The following is a 24,544-nucleotide window of genomic DNA, read 5'->3' on the forward strand; positions in this document are numbered from 1 at the left end:
AGCCTCTCGGGCGAAGAGCAGGCCATGAAGAGCCAGAACGCACAGCGGTGACCACCGAGGGACCGCTGGCCGGTATCCGCATCATCGAGGTCGGCGTGATGTTGGCCGGTCCGTACGCGACGATGCTCCTGGCCGACCTCGGCGCCGAGGTCATCAAGATCGAGCCGCCAGGTGGCGAGATCTCGCGCCAGGTGAGCGATAGCTACTTCGCGAGCCTGAACCGCAACAAGCAGAGCGTGATGCTCGACCTGCAGTCGGATGCGGGACGCCGGCGGCTGGGGGAACTGGTCGCCGATTCGCATGCGCTGCTGGTGAATATGAAACCGTCGGCGATACGGCGGCTCGGCCTGACCTACGAGTCGCTTCGGGCGCACAACGAGCGCATTGTGTGTGTGGCGCTGACCGGATTCGGGCTCGACGGCGGCGACGACCCGGCCTTCGACTACGTCATCCAGGCGGCGACCGGCGTCGCCGCGATGACCGGACACCCAGACGGACCGCCCACGTTGCCCGGTTACTCGTCGGCCGACAACTCCACCGGACTGACGGCGGCACTGGGCCTGCTCGCCCAGATCGTGTCCAACCGCGGCGGCCAAGTCGACGTCTGTCTGCGCGATGTGATGCTCTCGCAGTTGAACTACCGGGCATCTGCCTACCTGAACGACGGTGCCGCGCCGCAGCGCTATCCGTTCGGTGCGCACTCCTATTACGTTCCCGCGCAATTGTTCTTGACTGCGGACGGCTACCTGGCGCTGTTCATCACCCATGACGGTTTCTGGCGCACCTTCAGTGCCGAGGCCGGCATCGAGGGCTTCCCGACGATGGCCGAGCGCGCCGCCAACCGCGATGAGGTGCTGGCCCTGGTCGCGGCCGCGTTGGCCGGCGATACCGCGTTGAATTGGGAGGCTCGCCTAAGCCCACTCGGCATCCCGGTGGCGGCGGTACGCACGCTGCCCGAAGCCCTGGAGGCGACTCCGGAGGTGGTCGTGACCGCCGGCGAGCACCGATTGGTGGGCAGCCCGATCCGGATCGATGGATACCAGCCTGAGTACCGGCCCGCGCCCGGCATCGACGAGCACGGCGCCGTAGAGGTTCACTCACCTCAGTCGTCGTAGGAAACGCTCACCGAGTCGGTGTCCGGAACAGCTTGGCACGTCAGGATGTATCCCTCCTCGACTTCGTCCTCGTCGAGGGCGTCGTTGACGCGCATCGTGGCGTGGCCCTCGGTGAGCTTGCCCATGCAGGTGCCACAGTTGCCCGCTTCGCAGGAGAACGGCGGGGACAGGCCCGCGCGCCTGGCGCTCTCGAGAAGGGTCTCGTTGGCCTTGCGCGCCACCGACGCTTTCTTCCGATCGAGCAGGATCGTCACCTGCCCGTTCGCGTCGGCGACGGGCGGGGTCGGCGCCGGGTCCGCCGTCATCGACTCCTCCTGGTACATACGTTCTGACAAAGGGAGAATATCATTCTCGCTAACTGATACGCTATTCTCAATCATCGTAATGGCCCGCCGCGGCGAGTTGGAGACAGGGTGTGAGTGAGTCGGTCGCGCTCGCTTTCGAGGAGCGTGAGTACACGCTGTCCCAACTCGATGCGTTGGCCAGCGGGATGGCGACCACGCTCGAACACCGCGGGGTGCGCGCCGGGGACCGGGTGGCGCTCATGTCGTCGAACCGTCCCGAGTTCGTCGTCGCGCTGCGTGCCATTTGGCGGCTGTCCGCGTCGGCGGTTCTGTTGAGTCCGGCATGGAAGCGAGCCGAGGTCGACCACGCACTGGCGCTGACCAAACCGTCGCACGCGGTCGGCGACCACCCCGTACTCGCCGAGGCGATGCCGATGCTGTCGCTCGACGAGTCGGTCGCCGCGGGCAAGCGGGCTTTCGAGGAACCCGACCCCGGATCGGATGCGCTGTTCGTCTTCAGTTCGGGCACCACCGGCATGCCCAAAGCAGTGCGCCACACGCACCGCTCACTCGCTGTCGCGGTGCAGCACTGGCGCAGCGCGTTGCAGTTGACCGCCGGTGATCGTATGCAGGTCATGACACCGCCGTCGCACATCCTGGGCCTGCTCAACATCGTCATGGCGCTCGATACCGGCAGCTGGATCCGTCTGCATCGGCGGTTTGACATCGACCTGATGTTGCACCACATCGAGGCCGACCGGATCACCATCGAAATGGCCGTTGCGCCCATCGCTTTGGCCCTGGCCGCGCATCCGAAACTCGAGACCTACGACCTGTCGTCGCTGCGCTATGTCATGTGGTGTGCAACGCCGGTCACCGAAAGTGTCGCCGAGACCGTGACACGCAGGGCGGGTGTCAACTGGGTGACGGCATACGGTGCGAGTGAAGTGCCTGTCATTGCCTGCAACCAACTCGAGAACGGCCGCCTCGACACCGTGGGGCGTGCTGTGCCGGGCGTCGACGTTCGGACGGTGTCGCTGGACAGCGGCGAACCCCTTGCACCGGGCGAACTCGGTGAGATTCAGGTGCGCTCGGATTCGAGGATGGCCGGATACGTGCCGGATTCGGCTACGGCAGAGGTATTTTCGGACGGCTGGTATCGCACAGGCGACGTCGGCTTCCTCGATGAGCAAGGGTGGCTGTCGATCACCGACCGGTCGAAGGAGATGATCAAGGTGCGGGGCTTCCAGGTCGCGCCCGCGGAGATCGAAGCCGTGCTGCACGGGCACCCCGCAGTCGATGACTGCGCGGTGTTCGGGGTGCCCGACACGGTCAACGGTGAGGCGGTCGTCGCCGCGGTGAAGGCGCGTGAGCCCGTGGATGCCGACACCCTGGTGAGCTTGGTCGGCGACCGTTTGGCGTCTTACAAGCGGCCGGCCCGCATCGCGTTCGTGGACGAGATTCCGCGTCTGCCATCAGGAAAGGTGCTACGCCGAGTGCTGAAGGAGCGGTTGTGGACGTCCGTCTGACAAGTGAGCAGCAACAGCTGCGGGAGGCCGCCGCCAAGCTGGCCGACGATCTGGGACCGGGATCGGTCGCCGATCTCGACGACCAAACGCGGAAATCGCGGCTGGAGAAAGCCGTGTCCGACACGGGGTTCCGGTCGCTGAGATCCGACGGCGCTTCTGGTGTCGAGATCGCGATCGTCGCTGAGGAATTCGCCCGCGGCCTGGTCGACGTGCCGTTCCTCGGACCCGTCCTGGCCGACGACCTTGCCGGCCGGCTCGGCCGCTCGTGGTCGTCGACCCACATGCCGGAGTCCGTCGACCTCACCAACAGCCTTGCCGCCGTGGTGGAGTCGCCAGCCGAGTTGAGCGAGCTGTCGGACGAGGACGCCGGACGGTGGCGGGCGCTGGCGTTGACTGCCACCTGCGCCGATATCGTGGGCTCGGCGCGCGGCACGCATGCACTGGCTGTCGACTACGCCAAGGTCCGCGAGCAGTACGGCGCAACGATCGGTTCGTATCAGGCAGTGGGCCACCTTCTTGCCGAGAGCCTTGCGTTGATCGAAGGCTCGATCAGCGTGCTGCGCCACGCCGCCTGGGCCGTCGACGAGCTGTCGCCTCTCGAAGCCATCGAAGCCGCGCGGGTCGCCAAGGTCTACTGCGGGCGTGCGGCGCTGACGGTGTGCGAGACGTCGATTCAGGTGCACGGCGGCATCGGCAACACCTGGGAGTGTCTGGCCCACGTCTACCTGCGCCGCGTGCTGGCCGCCCGCGAGGTGTGGCCCGTGAAATTGGAGGAGCTGTCCATTGGACTTTCGTGATTCACCGGACGAGGCGGCATTTCGCGACAAGCTGCGCGGGTGGCTGACCGAACAGAAGGGCAAGTTCCCGACATCGGGTGACGAGTACTGGGCCCGTCAGGGGGAGTGGCACCAGGCGCTCTATCAGGCCGGGTTCTTCGGCACGTCGTGGCCGACAGAGTACGGCGGGCAGGACCTGCCACCGGTTTTCGACGTGATCGTCGACGAGGAGATCGCCAAGGCGGGCGCGCCGGCCCGACCGAGCCTCGGATATCTGGTGGTGGGGTTGTCGCACCACGGCAATGAGGAACTACGGCAACGCTTTCTGCCTGGGATGATCAACGGCACCGAGCGGTGGTGCCAGGGGTTCTCCGAACCGGGAGCGGGATCCGACCTCGCGTCGCTGACAACGACCGCGACTCGCGAGGGCGACGAGTACGTCATTTCCGGCCATAAGATCTGGACCAGTTACTCCGACGTCGCCGACTGGTGCCTGGTGCTCGCGCGCACCGACAAGGATGTGCCGAAGCACCGGGGCATTTCGGCGTTCATCGTCAACATGCACCAGCCGGGCATCGAGCAGCGCCCGCTGAAGATGATCAGCGGAGTCACCAAGGAGTTCGGTCAGGTGGGGTTCGACGGCGCCAGGGTGCCCGCCCAGAACATGGTCGGCGCTCCTGGCGAGGGCTGGAAGCTGGCGATGACCGTCGTCAGCCACGAACGCGAACCGTCGACGTTGGGCTTCTCGGCCCGCTACGGAAAACTAGTGCGGCAGCTGGCCTCCCGGGTCGATGGTTCGACTCCTGAAGAGTTGTCGTGGGCCTGGGTGCAGACCGAGATGCTGCGGTTGCACGTGCGCAGGCGGCTGTCGGAACAACTCGACGGCATCACGCACGGGCCGCAGGGGTCACTCGACAAGCTGTTGATGACGTGGGTCGAGCAGTCGGTCGGACATGCCGCGCTGGCCACCGTCGGCACTGGCGATCCCGAGTTGTTCGGCGCCTACATGTACAGCCGCGCGCAGAGCGTGATGGGCGGCACCTCACAGATTCAGAAGAACATCATCGCTTCGCGCATTCTGGGTTTGGGCGTGTGATGAGCGCCGGCGCGGCGACGAGCCCCGGCGACGAGCAGACGACGAGGAACGGAAGGATTTGACATGTACGACATGCCAGACGAAATCACCGTTGAGGCCGACGGTGCGCTACGCGTAATCACGCTCAATCGTCCCGACGACCTGAACGCTGTCAACGACAACCTGCATGTCGGCCTGGCCAAGATCTGGGAAGCGCTCAACGAGGACGCTGATGCGCGCGCTGCCGTCATCACCGGTTCGGGGCGGGCGTTCTCGGCTGGTGGCGACTTCAACTACCTCGACGAGCTGCGCAACAACGAGGCGCTGCGACAGAAGACGATCAAGCACGGCCGCGACCTCGTGATCGGCATGGTGCGGTGCCGTATTCCTGTGGTTGCGGCGGTCAATGGTCCGGCTGTGGGGCTGGGCTGCAGCCTGGCGGCCCTGTCCGACGTGGTCTACATCGCCGAGAACGCGTTCTTCGCGGATCCGCACGTTTCGATCGGGCTCGTCGCCGCCGACGGTGGCCCGCTTGTGTGGGGTTCGCAGATCAGCCTGCTTCAGGCCAAGGAGTTCGCGCTCACGGGTGTGCGGATCAAAGCGCAGCGCGCCGTCGAACTCGGGCTGGCCAACCACGTGGTCGAGGATCCGGTGGCCGAGGCCATCGCGTGCGCGAAGAAGCTCATCGAACTTCCGCAGCAGGCCGTCGAGGCGACCAAGCGTCTGATGAACATTCAACTGGAGAAATCGGTGATGGCTTCGCTGGACTACGCGAATCTCGCCGAGTACGTCTCTTTCGGGACCGCGGACTTCAACAAGATCGTCGACGGCCTGATCGCCAAGAACAAATAACCCCGTTCGCGTTAGGGTCGCGAAAAGGTGAGGGCTTCGGAGCGCTGAACCGTGCCGGTCACGCCGGTCGCGTCCTGTTGGGCGAGAAGCACTGCGGCGCTTGCCATCGCCTCCGGCGGCTCGACCATCTCGGGCGGAACCTCCATTCCGCCGCCGCCGGCCTGCCAGCCCTCGGTGAGCACGACCCGCGAGGGGCTCAGGCAATTGACCGCGATGTTGTCGGGCCGCAGGTCGGCAGCGAGTCCGAGATAGAGCCGCTCGACGCCGGCCTTCGACACCCAGTATGCGTTCGAGCCGTGGTCGACCATCCCGACGCCCGTCGTGGTGACCGCGATCAGCGACCCGCCGCCGCGCGCTTTTATGTGTGGGATGACAGCTTTCGTGACCAGGAACACCCCGGTCAGGTTCACGTTCAGACACAACTGCCAACGTTTCAGCGGCGTCGACTCGATCGGGCCCAGCCACAGCACCCCCGCGTTGGCGACGAGGATGTCGATGCCCCCCAGCTCCGAAACCGTTGTCTCAAGCGCGGTTTGGACCGACTCCTCGCTGGTGACATCACACGGAACCGGCAGTGCACGACCGCCCCCCGTGGTGATGCCATCGGCGACAGCGTAGATCGTGCCGGGAACCCTGCCCTCCTGCTCGGAGCGCGCAGCGACCGCGACCGCGGCGCCCTCACGGGCAAGCGCGGCGGCCACCGTCGCGCCGATGCCGCGGCTAGCTCCCGCGACGAAAGCGACCTTCCCGGCCAGGCTCACCGCGCACTCAATTCTGCGACATCTCTGGAATCATTTGGGAGGGAAGCGCAATGCCCCGTCGAGCCGAATGACCTCGCCATTGAGGTAATCGTTCTCGATGATGCTCTGCGCCAGCTGGCCGTACTCCGTCGAGCGTCCCATGCGCTTCGGGAACGGCACCTGCGGTGCCCAATACTGCTCGAGCTGGTCGGCCGCCTTGCCGTACGCCGGGGTGTTGATGGTGCCGGGGGCGATGGTGACCACGCGGATGCCCAGCGGCGACAGATCGCGTGCTGCGACCAACGTCATACCGAGCACGCCACCCTTGGCTGCCGCATAGGGCAGCTGGCCGATCTGGCCTTCGTAACCCGCGATGGACGCGGTGTTGATGATGACGCCGCGGGCGCCTTCGTCGAGCGGCTCGGTCTTGGCGATCGCCGCGGCCGACAGGCGCATCACGTTGAAGACGGCGGTCAGATAGAACTCGATGGTCTTCTTGAAGCCGTCGAGGTCCAGCGGCGAGCCGTCCTTGCCGATCAGTCGACCGCCGCTGGCGGGGCCGCCATGTGTGTCGACGGAGATCCGCAGCGGACCCAGCGCTTCGGCTTCGGCGATCGCGGCGGTGACCGACTCCTCCGAGGTCGCATCGGTCGAGACGTAGCGGATGCCGAGCTCGTTTTCGAGCGCCGTGCCCTTCTCGTCGGCCAGGTCGGCGACGACCACTTTGGCCCCGGCGCCGTGCAGGCGCCGCACCGTCGCTTCGCCGAGGCCGCCCGCGCCTCCGACCACGATCGCCGAGCTACCTGCGATTTGCATATGGTTCCCCTTCTTGCAACTGGCACTCTCAAACTGAGAGAATAGCATTCTCATACCGGTCGAGACGGAGACTCCGATGCCTGAAGCCGTGATCGTTTCTGCCCTGCGCACACCCATCGGCACCGCGATGAAAGGCACCCTTCGGGACACCGACGCGTACCAGTTGGCGGAACACGTCGTGGGCGCCGCGCTGGCCGATAGCGGCTCGACGTCGGTCGACGACGTGATCCTCGGCGAGGGCTTGTACGGCGGCGGCGTCGTCGCACGCCACGCGGCGATCACCGCGGGCCTGACCTCCGTGCCGGGGCTGGCACTCAACCGGCACTGCGCGGCCGGGCAGGCCGCGGTGCAGGCCGCCGCCGCGAGCATCCGGGCGGGCATGGACCAGTACGTCCTCGCCGGCGGGGTGAACTCGGCGTCCACGTCCCCGCGGTTCAAGCGGCGCGCCAGCAGCGAGAAGGACGCCGAGCTGGTGGACTGGTTCCCGCCGACTCATCCCGACCGGCCCGACGCGCCGAACATGGACATGTCGATCACCGTGGGCTGGAACGCCGCAGTCAAAGCCGGGGTGTCACGCCAAGAGATGGACGAGTGGGCACTGGGCTCGCACCGCAAGGCGATCGAAGCCATCGACGAGGGCAGGTTCAAACACGAGATCACGCCGATCGAGACGCCACACGGGCTGTTCGATGTCGATGAGCATCCTCGCCGCGACACCACCATCGAGAAGCTCGCCTCGCTCAAGCCGCTGCACCCCGAGATCGAAGGGTTCTCGATCACGGCGGGCAACGCGTGCGGGGCCAATGACGGCGCGGCGATCCTCGGCATCGCCAGCGACCGCCTCGGTCTGCCCGCGCTGGCGACCATCCGCGCATGGGCCTCCGTCGGTGTCGATCCTGCGTCGACGGGCCTGGCTCCGGTCGAGGCGATTCCCAAAGCGCTGACTAGAGCGCGTCTCTCGCTGGCCGACGTCGACGTGTTCGAGATCAACGAGGCGTTCGCGTCGATGTGCGTGGCCACGATCAAGCTGCTCGACATCGACCCCGAGCGGGTGAACGTCAGCGGCAGTGGCTGCTCCCTGGGCCATCCGGTTGCGGCGACCGGTGCGAGGATCCTCGTCACCCTGGTGCACGAACTGCGTAGGCGCGGCGGCGGAATCGGAGTGGCGGCGATGTGCGCCGGCGGCGGTATGGGATCGGCCACGGTCATCGAGGTACCGGCTCCGTAGACTTTCAAAGCGCGCAGACGCGAGAGCAAGGAGGCAGATGGTCATCGACGAGCTCATCGAGGCGGCGCGCAAGGGGTCCCAACGGGCGGCCGGCCGTCTGTTGAGCCTGGTCGAAAGTCCGCGCCGCGACGAAGTTCTCGACGCCATCGGCACGGTGTCCGTCCCGCAGATCATCGGAGTGACAGGCCCGCCTGGAGCAGGGAAGTCAACGACCGTCGGCGCCCTGGTCAGTGCCTACCGTTACCGTGAGATGCGGGTCGCGGTCCTCGCCGTCGACCCGTCGTCGCCCTACAGTGGCGGTGCCCTGCTGGGCGACCGAATCCGAATGGCCGCCCATATCAACGATTCCGATGTGCTGATCCGGTCGGTGGCCGCCCGCGGGCACCTCGGCGGACTGGCGTTGGCGGTGCCGGCCGCGATCCGGGTGCTCGCCGCGTTGTCCTATGACGTGATCGTGTTGGAAACCGTGGGAGTCGGCCAGTCGGAAATCGAGATCGCGGCGGTGGCCGACCCGACCGTGGTGATCCTCAACCCGGGTGCGGGCGACGCGGTCCAGGCGGCGAAGGCGGGGCTGTTGGAGGTCGCCGACATCGTGGTGGTAAACAAGGCTGACCGTGACGGAGCCGATGCGACCGTGCGAGACCTACGGGCCGAAACGCACGCCCCGATACTGAAACTCATTGCCGCGCAGGGTGAGGGAATACCCGAGCTGGTCGACGCGATCGACGAGCACCATCGCGCCGACAACCCGCAGCGTCGCCTCGCGCGTGCGCGCGCACAGATCCTGTCGCTGGCGCAGTCCCAATTGCGCAACAGTCCCGATCTGGACCGACTGGCCGCCTCTGTAGCCGCGGGCGAGCAGGACGCCTACACCGCGGCCGAGCGTCTCTTCGCCGAACGGGCGGAGCCCTGACCCGATTCCGGTATGTCGAGGAGGCGGCGCGACATCTGCATCAACTGCGTGCGCAGCGTGTCGGCATCGAGGTCGGCGATCAGTGGGTGCATGACGGCCACGCTGATCGCGCTCGACAGCATCGCCGCATGGAACCGCGCCTCGGGGCCGGCTTCGGTGCCCAGCAGCGCAGCGTACAGGCGTTCGATGAACCTCTGGAACGGTTCGTGTTCCGCTTGCAGCCGGATGATGACCGGATCGAATTGCAGCACGCTGACGACGCCGCGGCGTTCGACCGCCTGATCGATCATCCTGTCGAGCAGCACTTCTCGCGCCGGCAGCCCGTGCCCCGCTGCCTCGGCGGCTTCGAGTGCGTCTTCCAGATTGCTCATCTCGCGCTCGGTGATCGCGATGACGATCTCTTCTTTGGTTTTGAACTGCCGATATACGGCCGCCTTCGTCACGCCCATCGCGTCGGCGATCATCTGGAGTGATGTTCCACTGACGCCGCGCTCGGCGATCAACTTCAACGCCGCGTCGAGCACCCGGGCCTGCGCGGCGGTGCGCGTGATCTCGCTGAACTTGCGATGAGCCATCACCACATCAGCGAGCGTAGCCGACCATTGACCGCTAGGTTGCCGATCGGCTACCGTGCCAAAGTAGCCGATCGGCTACCAACGAGAAGGTTTCGGTGATGAGACGCACTGATGGTGAATTGATCCTGCTGTGGACGCTACCGGCGGTGGTCGTCATCTGGATCTCTGCGTTTTTTCTCTTTTCGGGATTCGTCCAACCGATGTCGCCGACGATGTCCGCGGAGGAAGTGGCGGCTTTCTATCGAGATGAGACGGCACGGATCCGCTACAGCATGATCCTGTTCAACTGGTTCGGCGTCGGCCTGATCCCGCTGGTGATGCTCTTGGCGATTCAAGTACGAAAGATGGCTCACCGCACGCCGATCGTGTCCTACAGCCTGATCGCCTGCGCCGGCGGCCCGCCCACGCTGTTCCTGGTCGCCAATATGTTCTGGCTCCTCGCCGCCTTCCGGCCCGAACGTGCCCCTGAACTGACGCAGTTGTTCAACGATCTCGCGTGGGTGACCTTCACCGTGTTGGTTCCCTACCTCATCGCCCAGAGCCTGCTGCTGGCGCTGGCCATCTACTGGGATCGCCAGGCCCAGCCCGTCTTCAAGCCCTGGGTGGCGCACTTCAACCTGCTCGTCGCGTTGGCGCTGGCACCGGCCGCCTTCTCCCCGCTGGCCTTCGAGGGCCCCATTGCTTGGGACGGGTTGTTGTCGTTCTGGGTGAAGAACATCGCGATCGCCGTCTGGATCATCGTCATGGGCATCGTTGTCGCTCAGACCATTCGACAGCAGCGTGTGCAGGACCGAGTCGCGGCATGAGCAATTCGACGACGGACCGTTCGACGATGGCCGAGCCGCCTGCCAGTTCTCGGGTCGGCCGATTCGTCTGGAACTTCCGACACCACCCCAAGCGCGAGTTGTGGTTCGCGTGGTGGGTCATGGTCGTCTTCTACAACCTCTATGGCGTGCTGTTCTTCTTCGTCACACGGGTCCAGCCGCCCCCGAGCCCGGCGTGGAACACGCCCGCGGTCGTGCAGTGGTTCGATAGCCATCACCTCGGACTACTCGCCGGGTTCGGCGTCGTGTTCCTCATTTCAGGTATGTGCGGACCGATGAATGCCCTGCTCGCGTACTCGATGCGGCGCATGTCGGTCAGCCGCGTCTTCGCCTACTCGTACATGATCATGTACGCGCTCGCGGCCATTCCCGGCATGTTGGTGATGGCCATCGCGATGACCGTCGCCGCGCTGAGGCCCGAGCGGGATCCCGAGTTGATCCAATGGCTGTACGACTTCGCATTCCTGTCGTTCAGTGGAACCATGGGCGTGTTCCTGATCGGGTCCCTGGTCTGGCTGGTCGCGATCCTCATCGACAAGAACCGCGTGCTTCCCAAGTGGTTCGCCTATCTGAGCCTGTGCAACGCGCTGACCGAAGTCGTCGTTGCGCCGGCGTGGATCTTTCAACGCGGCGCCTTCGCGTGGAACGGCGCGATCGCGTGGTGGATCAACATGGTCGTCTTCATGATCTACACCGGCGCCTTCATCGTGTTGCTGCGCAAGATGATCGAGCGCGAGGATTTCGGCACGGGTCCGCTACCGGACCTCCCGCCCAAAGGCGCCGGTGAAAGCCCGGAGCCTTTGGAGGCGGTTCGATGACCCTCACCGGTGCCGGTTCACCACCGCAGCCCCTGGAGGCGGCGACGAAATTCGTGCCCGGGCAGCCGGACATGTGGCTGTTCGTTCTGTTCGAATCGCTCCTCTTCACCGGCTATTTCTCGGTCTACCTTCTGACCCGGACGCAGAATCAGGAGCTCTTCCTGCAGTCCCAGGCCCACCTGGATCTACGGATCGGCGTCTTCAACACCATTGCGTTGCTGTTGAGTTCGTGGGCAATCGCCCAATGCGTCCAAGCCGCCCGTGCGGGTGCCTACCGAACCGCCTTGACCAATGTCTTCCTGACAATCTTCTTCGGCCTCGTATTCCTGGTGGCGAAGGTGCTGGAGTGGATCATGGAGATCGGCCGGGGCAACACGTTCACCACCAACGAGTTCTTCCAGCACTACTTCTTCCTGACATCGATCCACTGCATCCACGTCTTGATCGGCTTCATCGTGCTCGGAGTCGTGGTCTACCAGTTGAAGAGCCCGGCCCGGCGATCTCAACAACTCGTGGAAACCGGCGCAACATATTGGCACACGGTCGATTTCCTGTGGGTCCTGATCTTCGCGTTGCTGTACGTGGTGAGGTGAGCTGTGAGCGTCACATTCAGCAAGAGACTGATGATCGTCTGGATGATTTTGTCCGCTATGACGGTCGTCTACGTCTGGTTGGACCACTCCGCCGATCAGGATGGGACGCTACGGGCCAGCACCGTAGTGACCGTGAGCGCGATCGTCATCGCGCTGATCAAGGTGCGCATCATCTTTCGCGAGTTCATGGAAGTGAACCACGCTCCCGCATGGCTGTGCCGCCTCACCGATGGGTGGGTCGTGCTCATCGGCACCATCCTGCTCGGCACCTACCTCGTAGGCTCGGCGATAGCCCCCTGAGGCCCTGGCGGTCCGAAACGGCGCCTTGCGGCAGACCCGGCGGGTACGTTGAGATATCGCAGCCGACGAAAGGTGTGTTGATTTTGGCGACACTGCAGAACATCGGCGACGTCATCGAGAAGCATTCCGGTCACAGTCGCACGGTGCTGAACTACTGCGCGACGACCGAAAGACTCGTGGACGAGGCGAAGCGGCCCGGTTTCTCCGCCGATAGGTGGGAGCCGTTGGCCGAATTGGTTGACATCGACGCGTTCGTCCGCGTCGGCAACTTCAAAGAGGTCATGAACTGGCAGGACTACGCCTCGTTCCTGACGAACTGGGCGAGCTCATCGGAGTGGGAGTGTTCGTTCAAGCGCATCACCGAACACGCCAACGTGGTGTTTCTCGAACTCGAGGAGCGCAGCAAGGTCGGCGAGTTCAGCAATTCGGTGAACTCGATGTCGGTCTACGAGTTCACCGAGTCCGGCAAGATCGCCCGCATCGACGTCTACCTTCAGATGGCTCTGCCGTCAGCCGACATGTTGGCAAGTTACGAAGGGGTCGAGATCACCGGCGACGCCTGAACACCTTCAGGCGCCTTCGGAGATCGCCAGGCCGACGCGGTAGCCGAATACCATTGCCGGACCGAGAGTTCCACCGGCACCGCCGTATGCCTTACCCGTTGCGCCCGCCATGGCGTTGCCGGCCGCGTACAGACCGGTTATGACCGAACCATTGACGTGCAGGACCCGGCCGTCGCGGTCGGTGCGTGGCCCGCCCTTCGTTCCCATCGCCCCGATAGACACCGGCACCGCGAAGTACGGCGCCGTGTCGATGGGTCCCAGTGTCTTGCCCGCCGATGTCTGGGCGTTGCTGTCGCCCCAGTACCCGTCATAGGCGCTTGAGCCGCGACCGAACTCCGGGTCCTGCTCGTGAGCGACGTGATCGTTCCACTGCGCCAGTGTGCGAGCCAGCCCCGCGGCGTCGATACCCGTCTTCTCGCCCAGTTCAGCCAGATCCCTCGACGGCGAGAACCACTTGGGCGCAGGGGCATCGGGCTCGACGCCGAGGAATCCGTACTTCTTGAGGTGCAGTGAATCGAACACGATCCAGGCCGGATCGTTCGCGTAGCCCAGCTTGGGGTCGAGATAGTGGAACGGACCCGCCATCGAGTTGTACTCGCCGGCTTCGTTGAGGAACCGCTTGCCTGCCCGGTTGACGATGATGCTGCGCGGCCGGGTGCGTTCCAGTCGCACGCTGCGGCTGCGGGGATGGCCGCCAAACGTGTCGTCGGGAAGCTGGACGATCGGCACCCACCAGGCTTCACCCATGTTGGCCAGATCGGCACCGTGCGCCATTGCCATGCGCAGCCCGTCGCCGGTGTTGTTCGGCGGTGACACCGCTCCGTGCATCGGGCCTCGCAGGTATGCCTCGACCAGCGCAGCGTCCCACTCGAACCCACCAGTGCCCAACACCACCCCACGGCGAGCGGCTACGCGAACATCCCTGCCGCCCTGCGAGATTCGCACCCCCGCGATGCGATCGGCGTCGGCGATCAACTCGACCGCCCGTGCGTTCGTCTGCGGCGTCACACCCGCGTCGAGCAGGCCCTTGAGCAGTCCGGCGACCAGTGCGGTGCCCGCCACGCAGTACTCGCCCGGCCGGTCGTCGACAGAGGCGTGGATGCGCGTGCGGGTCTCGGCGTCGATCCCCACGTTGCTGAAGTCGGCGGGGAACGACGTGATGCGGTCGCTCCAGTCGCCAAGCCGGGAGAGGTCGAACGGCTTGGCATTCAGCGACCGTCCACCCGCCGGGCGCCCACCCGGGAGTTCGGGCTTGTAGTCCGGGAAGCCTTCGGCCACCTCGAACTGCAGCTCACTGTTGGCCTCGACGAAGTCCAGCATCTCCGGACCGGTGCGCACGAACGTCTCGACGAGGTCGTCGTCCATGTAACCGAGCGACTGCGCGCGTAGGTAGCTCATCGCGTCCTCGACCGTCAGCTCGCCCTCGCGCGAACGGCTGTGCGCCGGAATCCAGATTATTCCTCCGGAGACCGCCGTTGTGCCGCCGACGGTCGCGGCCTTCTCGTAGATCTCCACCGAGGCGCCGCGGGCGACCGCGGTCAGCGCGGCGGTCAGTCCGGCGCCGCCGCTGCCCAGCACGATCACGTCGACCTCATGGTCCCAGTCGGTCACGTGTTCTTCCTTTCGGCTGACGGGCGATCCTCAGGACAGGATCTCGGATAATTCATTGGCTGCCTTGATGACTGCGTCCCTGCCATCGATGACGACGTCCTCCCGATGTGAGATCAGGTTGACGCACGTCGGCGGCGACGGTGGACGGCGGCGCACCGGCACGGCCAATCCCCAGGTGTTCGGCTCGACCTCGCCGTGGGTGATGATCCAGCCCTGCTGGCGGGCCTGCTGGACGAGGTCGCGTTCCCCGGGGCGCGGCGGCATGCTCGCCAGCAGGGCAACCCCCGCGGCGCCTCGGTCCAGTGGATAGCGACTGCCCTCGTGAAAGGACAGTTGATAGAAGACGTTCGTCGGCACGATCACCGCGATCGCCACCTGCTGCTCGCCCTCGGCCACGAGTAGCGACACGGTGGTGCCGAGTTCGTCGGCAAGCGCTCGCAGGGTCGGCTGGCTGAGCTGGCGCACGTTGTTGTCGAACGACGCGCCCAGGACGGCCAGCGCGGCCGCTGACCGGTAGCGGCCGTCCTCGCCCTTGGCGACCAGACGGAATTGCGACAGCGTCGACAGCAGCCGGTACGCGATCGTCCGGTGCACCCCGATGGAGTCGGCGACCTGCTGCGCGGTCAATCCCGATCGCGCGGTCGCGACCAGCTGCAGTGCGGCCAATCCCCTGGCCAGAGTCTGCGAGCCGGGTGCGCCACTCGGCACAGCGTCGGTAGACGGCTCTGACATCGCGCCCTTCCTCGACTTCCCTTGACATCGAGCACTCGGGAGAGTGATGCTCTGACTATAGTGCACGTAGATGTGCGATAAATGAGCAAAGTGCTTACAAATTACGAGAACTCGATTCTCGTCGGTCAGAGAGGGCGAGCGTGTCGGACAACTCTGTGCTCCTCGCGTCCGCGGAGTTCGAGAGCGTATGGAGCGACCTTCAAGGGGTCGCGTTCTCCCAGGGTTACCTCAACGCAGGGGGAGTCCGCACGCGGTATCTGCATGCCGGAGACGACGGCCCGGTATTGGTGTTCCTGCACGGCTCCGGCGGTCATGCCGAGGCCTACGTCCGCAATCTCGCGTCGCACGCCGAGCACTTCTCGGTGTGGTCGATCGACATGCTGGGCCACGGGTACACCGATAAGCCAGGCCATCCGCTCGAGGTCCGCCACTATGTCGACCATCTGCTTGCCGTCTTCGACGCGCTCGGCGCCGACCGCGTTCACCTGTCGGGCGAGTCGTTGGGTGGCTGGGTCGCAGCCCGCGCCGCCGTCGACCATCCTGAGCGCATCGACCGCCTGGTGCTCAACACCGCAGGTGGTTCTCAGGCCGACCCCGAGGTGATGAAACGCATCGTCACGCTGTCGATGGCCGCGGCGGAGAACCCGACGTGGGAGACCGTGCAGGCGCGGATCAAGTGGCTGATGGCCGACAAGACCAAGGATTACGACGACATCGTCGCCAGCAGGCAGCGCGTGTACCGGCAGCCCGGTTTCGCCGCCGCGATGAAAGACGTCATGGCGCTTCAAGATCCGGAAATCCGCGCGCGAAATCTGCTCGGCGAGAAGGAGTACGGGGCCATCACGGCGCCCACCCTGGTGGTGTGGACCAGCGACGACCCGACCGCCGACGTCGCGGAGGGCCGGCGCATCGCGTCGATGATTCCCGGCGCCCGGTTCGAGGTGATGGCCGGTTGTGGCCACTGGCCGCAGTACGAGGACCCCGAGACGTTCGACCGTTTACACATCGATTTCCTGTTGGGGCGGTAGATGTGACCCCAACCGGCGTGACGAGTGTGAAGACCGACGGCGTGGACGTCGTCATCGTCGGGGCGGGGCCGTCCGGACTGACGCTGGCGAACATCCTTGGGCTGCAGCAGGTCCGCACACTCGTCGTCGAAGAGCGCGACACCCTCATCGACTACCCGCGCGGTGTGGGACTCGACGACGAGGCGTTGCGCACGTTCCAGTCGATCGGTCTCGTCGATCGCGTCCTGCCCCACACCGTCCCCAACCAAATCCTTCGGTTCTTCGACGCCAAACGGCAACTGCTCGCCGAGATGGCGCCGCCCGACGCGCGATTCGGATGGCCCAAACGCAACGGGTTCGTGCAGCCGATGGTGGACGCCGAATTGTTCGGAGGCCTCGAGCGATTCGGCCATGTCGAAGTCCGATTCGGACACCAGATGCGCAACTTCGTCGAGACCGACGACGGTGTACTGGTCGAGTTCGCCGACGGCCGAGACCCTGTGCGCGCCCGGTACGTCATCGGGTGCGACGGCGGCCGCAGCGCCACTCGACGGTTGATGGGCGTGTCGTTCGACGGCACGACATCGTCGACGCGCTGGCTGGTGGTCGACTGCGCCAATGATCCGTTGGGGCATCCGAACAGCGAAGTCGGTGCCGATCCGGTGCGGCCCTATGTCTCCATCTCGATCGCCCACGGCATCCGGCGGTTCGAGTTCTTGATCCACGCCGACGAGACCGACGAACAGGCCGACGACCCCGCCTTCGTCCGACGCATGCTCGCGCAACGGGTTCCGCATCCGGAACGAGTTGACGTGATCCGGCACCGGGTGTACACCCACCACTCACGCATCGCGGCCTCGTTCCGCAAGGGCCGGTTGATGCTCGCCGGCGACGCCGCGCACCTCATGCCCGTTTGGCAGGGCCAGGGCTACAACAGCGGTATCCGGGACGCGGCCAACCTCGGATGGAAACTCGCGGCGGTGATCAACGGCCACGCCGACGACGCTCTGCTCGACACCTACGACGTCGAGCGGCGCAAGCACGCACGCGCGATGATCGATCTGTCGACGACCGTCGGACGCGTCATCTCGCCGACGAACCGGCGCGTTGCGGCACTGCGCGACCGCGTGATTCACGCCGCGTCGGTCGTACCTTCGTTGAAGCGCTACATCCTCGAGATGCGGTTCAAACCGATGCCGCGATACCAGCAGGGGGCGGTGTACCACGGCGAACCAAGCTCCGGGAACTCCCCGACCGGCACCCTGTTCATCCAGCCCCGGGTCGACACCCGCGATCAGCAGAACGTCTTGCTCGACGACGTGCTCGGCGCCGGGTTCGCGGTGCTGTGCTGGAGCAACAACCTGCGAGCCGTGCTGGGCGAGGCGGCCTTCGACCGCTGGAAGGCGCTCGGTGCGACGTTCGTCGCCGCCCGGCCGATGACTCAGCTGCACTGGACCGGACACGACGACCCGGACGTGACCGTGGTCGGTGACCGCACCGGCGCGCTCAAGAAATGGTTCGACGTGAACACCGACTCGGTGCTGTTCCTGCGGCCCGACCGGTGCATCGCCGGAGCGTGCATCGCCCAGCGGGCACCGGAGACCAGTGAATCGCTCTTCGACGTCCTATGTCTCACCCAGGGAGGAGGTCATGGTGCCACTCGCCCTGTGCTGTATGTCGCACAGCCCACTGCTGAATCTTCCGGGACCGTCGCGGGATCTCCTTGACGACGTCGAGGCGGCCCTGTCCGGCGCGCGTGATTTCGTCACGGACTACGACCCGGAACTCGTCGTCATCTTCTCGCCGGACCACTACAACGGGTTCTTCTACCGGACGATGCCGCCGTTCTGCATCGGCACCGCCGCGCAGGGCGTCGGCGACTACGGCACGCAGGCGGGCCCGCTCGACGTCCCAGAAGACCTCGCTACGGCTTGTGCCAGCGCCGTCCTCGAATCCGGTGTGGATGTGGCTATCTCGGCCAGCATGGACGTCGACCACGGCACGGTGCAGCCGCTGCAGACGCTGTTCGGCGACGCGACGGCGCGCCCGGTGATCCCGATCTTCATCAACTCGGTGGCCACACCGCTCGGGCCGCTGCGGCGGGTGCGGGCGCTCGGCGCCGCGATCGGAACCCATCTGGCGACGCTGGGCAAGCGCGTGCTGATCGTGGGCTCCGGAGGTCTCTCGCACGACCCGCCGGTGCCGACACTGGCCACCGCCCCTCCCGCGGCGCTGGAGCGCATCGTCCACGGCCTGCCGATGACCTCCGAACAGCGGGAGGCACGGCAGTCCGCCGTGATGGACGCAGCGCATGCGTTCGCCCACGGCGAGAGCTCGCTGCAGCCGCTGAACCCCGAATGGGACAACGCGTTTCTCGAACTGCTCGATGCCAACCGCCTCACCGACGTCGACGCCTGGTCTAACAGCTGGGTCGAGAAGGAGGGCGGGCACTCCGCGCACGAGATACGCACCTGGATCGCGGCTTTCGCGGCGCTGTCGGCGCACGGACGGTATGAGATGGTCCAGCGGTTCTACCGCGCAGCACCCGAGTTGATCGCCGGCTTCGCGATCCGGACGGCGGTGCTGACCTCATGACGGAATTCCACATTGCCGGCTCGGCCGGCGTGTTCGATCACACCGTGGACGTGCTGGTGGTCGGATCCGGCGGCGGCGGGATGACGGCCGCACTCACCGCTGACGCCTCGGGGCTCGACACGCTCGTCGTCGAGAAGTCCGCGCACTTCGGTGGTTCGACCGCGCTGTCCGGCGGCGGCATCTGGGTGCCGGGTGCGCCGTCGCAGCGCAAAGCCGGTTATGTTCCCGACCCTGACGAGGTCTTCGCGTACCTGCGGCAGATCACCGACGGCCTGGTCAGTGACGAGCGGTTGCGCAAGTACGTCGACGCCGCCCCGGAAATGATGGAGTTTCTCGAGAATCTGAGCCCATGGTTCGAGTTTGTCTGGAAACCGGGCTACGCCGATTACTACCCCGAGCTGCCCGGCGGCTCCGAACTCGGCAGCACCATCAACGTGCCGGCAATCGACTTGCGCGAGCTGGGCGACGAGGAGCAGGACCTGCTGCAGCCGCTGGCGTTGGCACCGAAAGGAATCTGGTTCGCGCCGAAGGATCTTCGGTTGTTCTATCAGGTGCGGCAGAACTGGCGCGGCAAGGCCGTGCTGGTGAAGTTGATCTGGCGCATGTTCCGCGCCCGGGTCTTCGGTGACCGGATGGCTGCGATCGGGCAGTCGCTGGCGGCCAGGATGCGGCTCGCGCTCAAGCAGCGAGATGTTCCGCTGTGGTTGAACGCACCGATGACCGAACTGCTCACCGACGTGGACGGAGCGGTGATCGGGGCGGTGGTGGAGCGCGACGGCCGGCCCCTCCGCATCGCCGCCCGGCGCGGTGTCATCCTCGCCGCGGGCGGCTTTGACCACGACATGGCATGGCGCAAGGAACATCTGCCCGAATTGAGTCGGGTCCGCGACATCTCCGGAGACGGCAAGGACTGGAGCTTCGGCAACCCGGCCGCCGTCGGCGATGGCATCCGGGCGGGGGAGAAGGTGGGTGGAGCCACCGATCTGCTCGACGAAGCCTGGTGGTTCCCGGCGATCTGCTGGCCGGACGGGCGCCTGCAGTTCATGCTCAACGAGCGGATGATGCCCGCCCAGTTCGTGGTCAACGGTCAGGGCAGACGGTTCATCAACGAGGCGGCGCCGTATATGGATTTCGCGCACGCGATGATCGACGGTGAGCGGTCCGGTGTCACCCACATCCCGTGCTGGCTCGTCACTGACATCCGCTCGTTCCACCGCTACGTCGTCGGGGGGCATTTGCCGATCCCCAAGGTTCCGTTCGCGCCGGTGCCGACTGGGCGCAAGGTGCCCAAGGCCTGGTTGGACTCCGGAGTCGTGGTGGAGGGCAACAGCTTCGAGGAGCTGGCCGAGAAGATGGGCGTGCCGCCCGCGCAACTCCGTCAAACGGCCGACCGGTTCAACGAGTTGGCGCGTTCCGGCCACGACGACGACTTCAACCGCGGTGACTCTGCGTACGACAACTACTACGGCGACCCGACATTGCCCAACCCGAACCTGCACCCGCTGGGCAAGCCGCCCTACTACGCGTTCCAGATCATCCTCGGAGACCTGGGTACCTCGGGCGGCCTGCGGACCGACGAACACGCCCGCGTGCTCGACGGCGACGACCGCGTCGTGAAAGGCCTTTACGCCGTGGGCAACAACTCGGCGGCGGTGATGGGGCGCAGCTACGCCGGTGCGGGCGCCACCATCGGGCCCGCGATGACGTTCGGCTACGTGGCGGCCAAGCACATCGCCAACGACTCGCCGGGTGACGGCACATTGACCGATTCGACCGAATCACATCGGAAGGTACCCAAATGAAGATCTCGCTGTTCTATGAGTTTCCGCTACCGCGGCCGTGGAGTGACGACGATGAGCACAAGCTCTTCCAGGATGGTCTCGATGAGGTCGAGGCCGCCGACAAGGCCGGCTTCTCGACGGTGTGGCTGACCGAGCACCATTTCCTCGAGGAGTACTGCCACTCGACCGCGCCCGAGATCTTCCTTTCGGCGGCGAGCCAGCGCACCAAGGACATTCGCCTCGGCTTCGGCATCATGCATCTGCCCCCGGCGGTCAACCACCCCGCGCGCGTGGCCGAGCGGGTGTCGACGCTGGACCTGATCTCGAACGGCCGCGTGGAGTTCGGCACCGGCGAGTCGTCCTCGGTCGGCGAACTCGGCGGTTTCGGAATCGATCCCGCCGACAAGCGCGCCATGTGGGAAGAGGCGCTCGAGGTCTCGGTCCGCTGCATGATCGAGGAGCCCTTCACCGGTTTCAAGGGTGAGCACATCGACATGCCGCCGCGCAACGTGGTTCCCAAGCCACTGCAGAAACCGCACCCCCCGGTATGGGTCGCCTGCACACGCCCGGCATCGGTGTCGATGGCGGCCCAGAAGGGTCTCGGCGCGCTGAGTTTCGCCTACACCGGCCCCGGTCCGTTGGCCGAGCGGGTGAACGGCTACTACAAGGAATTCGAGGAGAAGGGCGCACCGGTCACGCCGCTGATGAACCCCAACATCCTCGCCATCGGCGGTGACCTGTCGATGATGGTCGCTCCGACCGACGAGCAAGCGATCCAACGACTCGGCAAGGGCGGCGGCTTCTTCGCGTTCGGCATCATGCACTACTACATGACCGGCATGCACACTCCGGGCCGGACCGGGGTGTGGCAGCGCCACCTCGAAGAGATCGAGAAGGATCCGAGCATCGTCTACGGTCCCGACCGCGGTCCGATCGGCAGCCCGGACACCGTGCGCGAATTCCTGCGCGGCTACGAGGAAAGCGGCGTTGACGAGCTGATCCTGCTGCTGACACCGCGTCGCCACGAGGAGACGATGGAGTCGATCGAGCTGATGGGCAAGCACGTGCTGCCCGAGTTCATCGAGCGTCACGAGAAGTCCGCGGCCGAGAAGGCCAAGCGCCTCGAGCCGGTCATTGAGAAGGTCGAGGCGCGCAGGCCCGCGCCGACGGCCCCGGAGTTCGACGAGACCTACGCGTTCGGCGGTCTGCCGACCGGCCGCGAGAACTACACCGCCAACGAGGTGTCGCTGGCGATGGACGAGATGAACGCCGGGATCGAGGCGGCGGCGGCCAAGCTGCGGGCCGGGGAGGGCTGGGACAGCAGGAATCCCTCCGCGGACGCGAGGAGCGAATGACTACTGCGGACGCGTCTTCTTGACCGATGGGCCTCATTGACGAGCTGTGGCGTTACGACGGCCGCCGCGCCGTGGTCACCGGGTGTGCCTCCGGTATCGGCGCCGACGTGGCGCGCCAGCTCGTCGACCTCGGCGCGGAAGTGATCGGACTCGACATCCGGCCGCCGGAGGTGAAGGTCAGCGAGTTCATCTCGCTCGACCTCTCCGACCCAGAATCGATCGAAGTGGCCGCCGCGTCGATTCGCGGTCCCGTCGACGCGCTGTTCAACGTCGCCGGAGTGTCGTCCGGCATCCGGGATCCGCTGCGGGTGGTCACCATCAACTTCCTGGGCACCCGGCGATTCACCGAGGCGGTGGTGCCCGCGATGCCACCGGGGGCGGCCATCGCCAACGTGTCGTCGCTGGCGGCATCGGCCTACCGCGAGAACGCCGCCGTCACAGCGGGTCTGGTCGACACGGTCACGATGGACGAGGGGCTGGAGTGGTGTGAACGTCATCGGGAGGCGGTAGCCGAGGGCGGCGGCTACCGACTGTCCAAGGAGGCGATCATCCTGTACGGCATGGCGCACGTCACCGCGCTGGGCGCGAAGGGAATTCGGATCAACTGCACCGCACCCGGTGTCACCGACACGCCGATCCTTGATCAGCTGCGTTCGGCCTACGGCCAGGAGTTCCTCGACTCGTTCCGCACACCGCTGGGCCGCGCCGCCGGACCCGACGAGCAGGCCAGCGTCCTGCTGTTCCTCAACAGCAAGGCCGCCAGTTACATCACCGGACAGGTCATCTGGGTAGACGGCGGGACGGTCGGCGAGACCGACCTCGCCGGTGCGGTGTCGCGACGATGACGGAAAGGGGCGAGTAATGGCCAGCATGAGCGACTTTCGTCGCGCCTCCGACGACGTCCGCAACTGGGGCCGGTGGGGAGACGACGACGAACTCGGGACACTGAACTTCATCACTGCCGACAAGGTGACCGAGGCGGCGTCGCTGGTCAAACAGGGCAAGGTCATCTCGCTCGGTGGCGACTTCAGCTCGGGCGGACCGCAGGGCGCCTTCAAGTTCCGGCAGAACCCGGTTCACACGATGACCGTCGACGGCGGCGACGCATCCACGCTGGTTCAGTACGGCCCGGAGTGGTTGCGCAACGCGGTGGCCGCCGACGTCAGCGCCTTCTTCGCCGACAACCCGTTCCGATTCAACGACGACATGATCGTCATGCCGCTGCAGGCCGCGACGCAGTGGGACGCGCTGTCGCACGTCTACTACGAGGACAAGCTCTACAACGGGTTTCCCGCGGACTCGGTGACCAGCTTCGGCGCCTTCCACCTCGGCATCGAGAAGGTGGACGCCAAGGGCATCACGTCGCGCGGGGTCCTGCTCGACGTCGTCGCCCACCGCGGTGCCGACGTGTTCTGTGAGCCCGGGAACCCGATTACCCCAAGCGAACTCGACGATATCGCCGCCAAACAGGGCGTGCAGATCGGGCGTGGGGACATCGTCGTAGTGCACACCGGGTGGTGGACTCGATTCCTTACCACCGGTGACGGCGCCGAGCCCGGCTCCGGCCTGGACTGGACGTGCGCGTCGTGGTTACACGACCACGATGTGGCCGCCGTCGCCGCCGACAATCTCATGGTGGAAGATCCCGACCCGGCCAACGGTGTCGAGGGCACGTTCCTGCCGATGCACATGCTCTGCCTGCGCGACATGGGCCTGATGCTCGGCGAGTACTGGGATCTCACCGCGCTGGCGGCCGACTGTGCCGCGGACGGCGTGTACGAGTTCCAACTGATCGCGCCGCCACTGAAAGTCGTCGGCGCGGTCGGAGCACCCGTCAGCCCCATCGCAATCAAGTAGGTGTGAACACATGACCGCAAGCACAACCACGGGCGGCACGCCGCTGGTCGTCGGACTGGGCGGCACGCTGCGAGCCAACTCGTCGACCGAACGCGCGCTGCGTTACTGCCTGGACTCCGTCGAACGCCAGGGTGGGCGCACACGCTTCTTCAGCGGCCCCGAACTCGAGCTGCCGATGTACGCGCCACACGAACTGGAACGCACTCCGAAGGCGCAGGAACTGGTCGGCGCGCTGCGTGAGGCCGACGCCGTCGTCGTCGGGTCGCCCGGCTACCACGGCGCCATCTCGGGCCTGGTCAAGAACGCCCTCGACTACATCGAGGACCTGCGCGAGGACCCCCGGGTGTACCTCGACAACACGCCGTGGGGCTGTATCAGCTGCGCCTACGGCTGGCAGGCGGCGGTCGGCACGCTGGGGCAGCTGCGGTCCATCGGCCATGCATTGCGCGCATGGCCCACCCCGCTGGGGGTGGCGATCAACTCCGCCGACCAGATCTGGGACACCGCAGGCGAACTCGCGGACTCGACGGTGCGCACCCAGCTCGACATGCTGGCCAACCAGCTGCTCACCTTCGCCAAGGCCGCGTGGGAGACCACGTGAAAGA

General features: G+C 65.9%; 26 protein-coding genes. 20 read left to right on the forward strand and 6 right to left on the reverse strand.

The window, feature by feature from the left end; genetic code table 11:
- Window positions 1-47: 47 nt before the first annotated feature.
- On the forward strand, window positions 48-1,115 hold the full coding sequence (locus tag N4S67_RS27640) for a CaiB/BaiF CoA transferase family protein (RefSeq protein WP_260996251.1): 1,068 nt from the start codon (window positions 48-50) through the stop codon (window positions 1,113-1,115).
- Here N4S67_RS27640 and N4S67_RS27645 read toward each other — a convergent pair.
- The gene (locus N4S67_RS27645) at window positions 1,103-1,420 is read right to left on the reverse strand and encodes a 2Fe-2S iron-sulfur cluster-binding protein (protein ID WP_260996252.1); all 318 of its coding nucleotides are present in this window, start codon (window positions 1,418-1,420) and stop codon (window positions 1,103-1,105) included. The two genes, N4S67_RS27640 and N4S67_RS27645, sit on opposite strands and share 13 nt — an antisense overlap.
- A 110-nt stretch (window positions 1,421-1,530) precedes the next feature.
- Here N4S67_RS27645 and N4S67_RS27650 point away from each other — a divergent pair, with 110 nt between their 5' ends.
- The 4 genes from N4S67_RS27650 (at window position 1,531) to N4S67_RS27665 (ending at window position 5,631) form a co-directional block, all read left to right on the forward strand.
- Window positions 1,531-2,928 carry a class I adenylate-forming enzyme family protein gene (locus tag N4S67_RS27650; protein ID WP_260996253.1) on the forward strand — a complete coding sequence of 466 codons (1,398 nt, stop codon included), beginning with the start codon at window positions 1,531-1,533 and terminating at the stop codon, window positions 2,926-2,928.
- Window positions 2,913-3,725, forward strand: coding sequence for an acyl-CoA dehydrogenase family protein (locus N4S67_RS27655; RefSeq protein WP_260996254.1), 813 nt, complete (start codon window positions 2,913-2,915; stop codon window positions 3,723-3,725). Before N4S67_RS27650 ends, N4S67_RS27655 begins: the two co-directional genes overlap by 16 nt.
- On the forward strand, window positions 3,712-4,800 hold the full coding sequence (locus tag N4S67_RS27660) for an acyl-CoA dehydrogenase family protein (protein WP_260996255.1): 1,089 nt from the start codon (window positions 3,712-3,714) through the stop codon (window positions 4,798-4,800). The genes N4S67_RS27655 and N4S67_RS27660 overlap by 14 nt, the downstream gene beginning before the upstream one ends.
- A 63-nt stretch (window positions 4,801-4,863) precedes the next feature.
- Window positions 4,864-5,631 (forward strand): enoyl-CoA hydratase/isomerase family protein, encoded by a 768-nt coding sequence (locus N4S67_RS27665; protein WP_260996256.1) that lies wholly within the window; start codon window positions 4,864-4,866, stop codon window positions 5,629-5,631.
- An 11-nt stretch (window positions 5,632-5,642) separates the two neighbouring features.
- Here the strand turns inward: N4S67_RS27665 and N4S67_RS27670 are convergent, their stop codons facing one another.
- Together N4S67_RS27670 and N4S67_RS27675 are read right to left on the reverse strand one after the other, a co-directional pair.
- Window positions 5,643-6,392: an SDR family NAD(P)-dependent oxidoreductase gene (locus N4S67_RS27670; protein WP_260996257.1), complete on the reverse strand. Its 750-nt coding sequence runs from the start codon at window positions 6,390-6,392 to the stop codon at window positions 5,643-5,645.
- A gap of 30 nt (window positions 6,393-6,422) precedes the next feature.
- A complete protein-coding gene (locus N4S67_RS27675; protein ID WP_260996258.1) occupies window positions 6,423-7,187 on the reverse strand; it encodes an SDR family NAD(P)-dependent oxidoreductase in 765 nt (254 codons plus the stop codon).
- 76 nt (window positions 7,188-7,263) lie between these two features.
- Here N4S67_RS27675 and N4S67_RS27680 point away from each other — a divergent pair, with 76 nt between their 5' ends.
- The gene (locus tag N4S67_RS27680; RefSeq protein WP_260996259.1) at window positions 7,264-8,415 is read left to right on the forward strand and encodes a thiolase family protein; all 1,152 of its coding nucleotides are present in this window, start codon (window positions 7,264-7,266) and stop codon (window positions 8,413-8,415) included.
- A 37-nt stretch (window positions 8,416-8,452) separates the two neighbouring features.
- On the forward strand, window positions 8,453-9,328 hold the full coding sequence (meaB, locus tag N4S67_RS27685; RefSeq protein WP_260996260.1) for a methylmalonyl Co-A mutase-associated GTPase MeaB: 876 nt from the start codon (window positions 8,453-8,455) through the stop codon (window positions 9,326-9,328).
- Here meaB and N4S67_RS27690 read toward each other — a convergent pair.
- Window positions 9,283-9,903, reverse strand: a complete 621-nt coding sequence (locus N4S67_RS27690; protein ID WP_260996302.1) for a TetR/AcrR family transcriptional regulator — start codon at window positions 9,901-9,903, stop codon at window positions 9,283-9,285. The two genes, meaB and N4S67_RS27690, sit on opposite strands and share 46 nt — an antisense overlap.
- Window positions 9,904-10,001: 98 nt before the next feature.
- On the opposite strand from N4S67_RS27690, the gene N4S67_RS27695 reads away from it, so the two are divergent.
- The 5 genes from N4S67_RS27695 to N4S67_RS27715 all read left to right on the forward strand — a co-directional run bounded on the left by N4S67_RS27695 (window position 10,002) and on the right by N4S67_RS27715 (window position 13,001).
- On the forward strand, window positions 10,002-10,709 hold the full coding sequence (locus N4S67_RS27695; RefSeq protein WP_260996261.1) for a hypothetical protein: 708 nt from the start codon (window positions 10,002-10,004) through the stop codon (window positions 10,707-10,709).
- Entirely contained in the window at window positions 10,706-11,545 is an 840-nt protein-coding gene (locus tag N4S67_RS27700) for a hypothetical protein (RefSeq protein ID WP_390893549.1), read from the forward strand. Before N4S67_RS27695 ends, N4S67_RS27700 begins: the two co-directional genes overlap by 4 nt.
- Window positions 11,542-12,138, forward strand: a complete 597-nt coding sequence (locus N4S67_RS27705; RefSeq protein ID WP_260996262.1) for a cytochrome c oxidase subunit 3 — start codon at window positions 11,542-11,544, stop codon at window positions 12,136-12,138. Before N4S67_RS27700 ends, N4S67_RS27705 begins: the two co-directional genes overlap by 4 nt.
- A 3-nt stretch (window positions 12,139-12,141) precedes the next feature.
- Window positions 12,142-12,438 (forward strand): cytochrome C oxidase subunit IV family protein, encoded by a 297-nt coding sequence (locus tag N4S67_RS27710; protein WP_260996263.1) that lies wholly within the window; start codon window positions 12,142-12,144, stop codon window positions 12,436-12,438.
- Between the two features lie 80 nt (window positions 12,439-12,518).
- Window positions 12,519-13,001, forward strand: coding sequence for a hypothetical protein (locus N4S67_RS27715; protein WP_390893557.1), 483 nt, complete (start codon window positions 12,519-12,521; stop codon window positions 12,999-13,001).
- 6 nt (window positions 13,002-13,007) lie between these two features.
- Here the strand turns inward: N4S67_RS27715 and N4S67_RS27720 are convergent, their stop codons facing one another.
- Window positions 13,008-14,612, reverse strand: coding sequence for an FAD-dependent oxidoreductase (locus tag N4S67_RS27720; RefSeq protein WP_260996265.1), 1,605 nt, complete (start codon window positions 14,610-14,612; stop codon window positions 13,008-13,010).
- 30 nt (window positions 14,613-14,642) lie between these two features.
- A complete protein-coding gene (locus N4S67_RS27725) occupies window positions 14,643-15,344 on the reverse strand; it encodes an IclR family transcriptional regulator (RefSeq protein ID WP_260996266.1) in 702 nt (233 codons plus the stop codon).
- 140 nt (window positions 15,345-15,484) lie between these two features.
- Here N4S67_RS27725 and N4S67_RS27730 point away from each other — a divergent pair, with 140 nt between their 5' ends.
- Genes N4S67_RS27730 through N4S67_RS27765 form a run of 8 tightly spaced genes read left to right on the forward strand, consistent with a single transcriptional unit; the run spans window position 15,485 to window position 24,540 of the window.
- On the forward strand, window positions 15,485-16,372 hold the full coding sequence (locus N4S67_RS27730; RefSeq protein WP_260996267.1) for an alpha/beta fold hydrolase: 888 nt from the start codon (window positions 15,485-15,487) through the stop codon (window positions 16,370-16,372).
- Between the two features lie 17 nt (window positions 16,373-16,389).
- Window positions 16,390-18,078: a bifunctional 3-(3-hydroxy-phenyl)propionate/3-hydroxycinnamic acid hydroxylase gene (locus N4S67_RS27735; protein WP_390893551.1), complete on the forward strand. Its 1,689-nt coding sequence runs from the start codon at window positions 16,390-16,392 to the stop codon at window positions 18,076-18,078.
- Window positions 18,002-18,946 carry a 3-carboxyethylcatechol 2,3-dioxygenase gene (locus N4S67_RS27740; RefSeq protein ID WP_449288843.1) on the forward strand — a complete coding sequence of 315 codons (945 nt, stop codon included), beginning with the start codon at window positions 18,002-18,004 and terminating at the stop codon, window positions 18,944-18,946. Before N4S67_RS27735 ends, N4S67_RS27740 begins: the two co-directional genes overlap by 77 nt.
- Window positions 18,943-20,748 (forward strand): FAD-binding protein, encoded by a 1,806-nt coding sequence (locus N4S67_RS27745; protein ID WP_260996268.1) that lies wholly within the window; start codon window positions 18,943-18,945, stop codon window positions 20,746-20,748. The genes N4S67_RS27740 and N4S67_RS27745 overlap by 4 nt, the downstream gene beginning before the upstream one ends.
- Window positions 20,745-22,082 carry an LLM class flavin-dependent oxidoreductase gene (locus N4S67_RS27750; RefSeq protein ID WP_260996269.1) on the forward strand — a complete coding sequence of 446 codons (1,338 nt, stop codon included), beginning with the start codon at window positions 20,745-20,747 and terminating at the stop codon, window positions 22,080-22,082. The genes N4S67_RS27745 and N4S67_RS27750 overlap by 4 nt, the downstream gene beginning before the upstream one ends.
- Before the next feature lie 26 nt (window positions 22,083-22,108).
- Window positions 22,109-22,927 (forward strand): coniferyl-alcohol dehydrogenase, encoded by an 819-nt coding sequence (locus N4S67_RS27755; RefSeq protein WP_260996270.1) that lies wholly within the window; start codon window positions 22,109-22,111, stop codon window positions 22,925-22,927.
- A 16-nt stretch (window positions 22,928-22,943) separates the two neighbouring features.
- The gene (locus tag N4S67_RS27760) at window positions 22,944-23,939 is read left to right on the forward strand and encodes a cyclase family protein (protein WP_260996271.1); all 996 of its coding nucleotides are present in this window, start codon (window positions 22,944-22,946) and stop codon (window positions 23,937-23,939) included.
- Window positions 23,940-23,949: 10 nt separating this feature from the next.
- Window positions 23,950-24,540, forward strand: coding sequence for an NADPH-dependent FMN reductase (locus N4S67_RS27765; protein ID WP_260996272.1), 591 nt, complete (start codon window positions 23,950-23,952; stop codon window positions 24,538-24,540).
- Window positions 24,541-24,544: the final 4 nt, after the last annotated feature.

The sequence above is a fragment of the Mycobacterium deserti genome (assembly GCF_025345615.1).
Classification (GTDB): domain Bacteria; phylum Actinomycetota; class Actinomycetes; order Mycobacteriales; family Mycobacteriaceae; genus Mycobacterium; species Mycobacterium deserti.

Coding starts and splice junctions, on each gene's coding strand:
- N4S67_RS27745 (WP_260996268.1), top strand. CDS start 18,943: ATGACGGAATTCCACATTGCCGGCTCGGCCGGCGTGTTCGATCACACC.
- N4S67_RS27665 (WP_260996256.1), top strand. CDS start 4,864: ATGTACGACATGCCAGACGAAATCACCGTTGAGGCCGACGGTGCGCTA.
- N4S67_RS27690 (WP_260996302.1), bottom strand. CDS start 9,903: ATGGCTCATCGCAAGTTCAGCGAGATCACGCGCACCGCCGCGCAGGCC.
- N4S67_RS27695 (WP_260996261.1), top strand. CDS start 10,002: ATGAGACGCACTGATGGTGAATTGATCCTGCTGTGGACGCTACCGGCG.
- N4S67_RS27760 (WP_260996271.1), top strand. CDS start 22,944: ATGGCCAGCATGAGCGACTTTCGTCGCGCCTCCGACGACGTCCGCAAC.
- N4S67_RS27705 (WP_260996262.1), top strand. CDS start 11,542: ATGACCCTCACCGGTGCCGGTTCACCACCGCAGCCCCTGGAGGCGGCG.
- N4S67_RS27680 (WP_260996259.1), top strand. CDS start 7,264: ATGCCTGAAGCCGTGATCGTTTCTGCCCTGCGCACACCCATCGGCACC.
- N4S67_RS27755 (WP_260996270.1), top strand. CDS start 22,109: ATGGGCCTCATTGACGAGCTGTGGCGTTACGACGGCCGCCGCGCCGTG.
- N4S67_RS27725 (WP_260996266.1), bottom strand. CDS start 15,344: ATGTCAGAGCCGTCTACCGACGCTGTGCCGAGTGGCGCACCCGGCTCG.
- meaB (WP_260996260.1), top strand. CDS start 8,453: ATGGTCATCGACGAGCTCATCGAGGCGGCGCGCAAGGGGTCCCAACGG.
- N4S67_RS27645 (WP_260996252.1), bottom strand. CDS start 1,420: ATGACGGCGGACCCGGCGCCGACCCCGCCCGTCGCCGACGCGAACGGG.
- N4S67_RS27765 (WP_260996272.1), top strand. CDS start 23,950: ATGACCGCAAGCACAACCACGGGCGGCACGCCGCTGGTCGTCGGACTG.
- N4S67_RS27675 (WP_260996258.1), bottom strand. CDS start 7,187: ATGCAAATCGCAGGTAGCTCGGCGATCGTGGTCGGAGGCGCGGGCGGC.
- N4S67_RS27750 (WP_260996269.1), top strand. CDS start 20,745: ATGAAGATCTCGCTGTTCTATGAGTTTCCGCTACCGCGGCCGTGGAGT.
- N4S67_RS27740 (WP_449288843.1), top strand. CDS start 18,002: ATGGTGCCACTCGCCCTGTGCTGTATGTCGCACAGCCCACTGCTGAAT.
- N4S67_RS27700 (WP_390893549.1), top strand. CDS start 10,706: ATGAGCAATTCGACGACGGACCGTTCGACGATGGCCGAGCCGCCTGCC.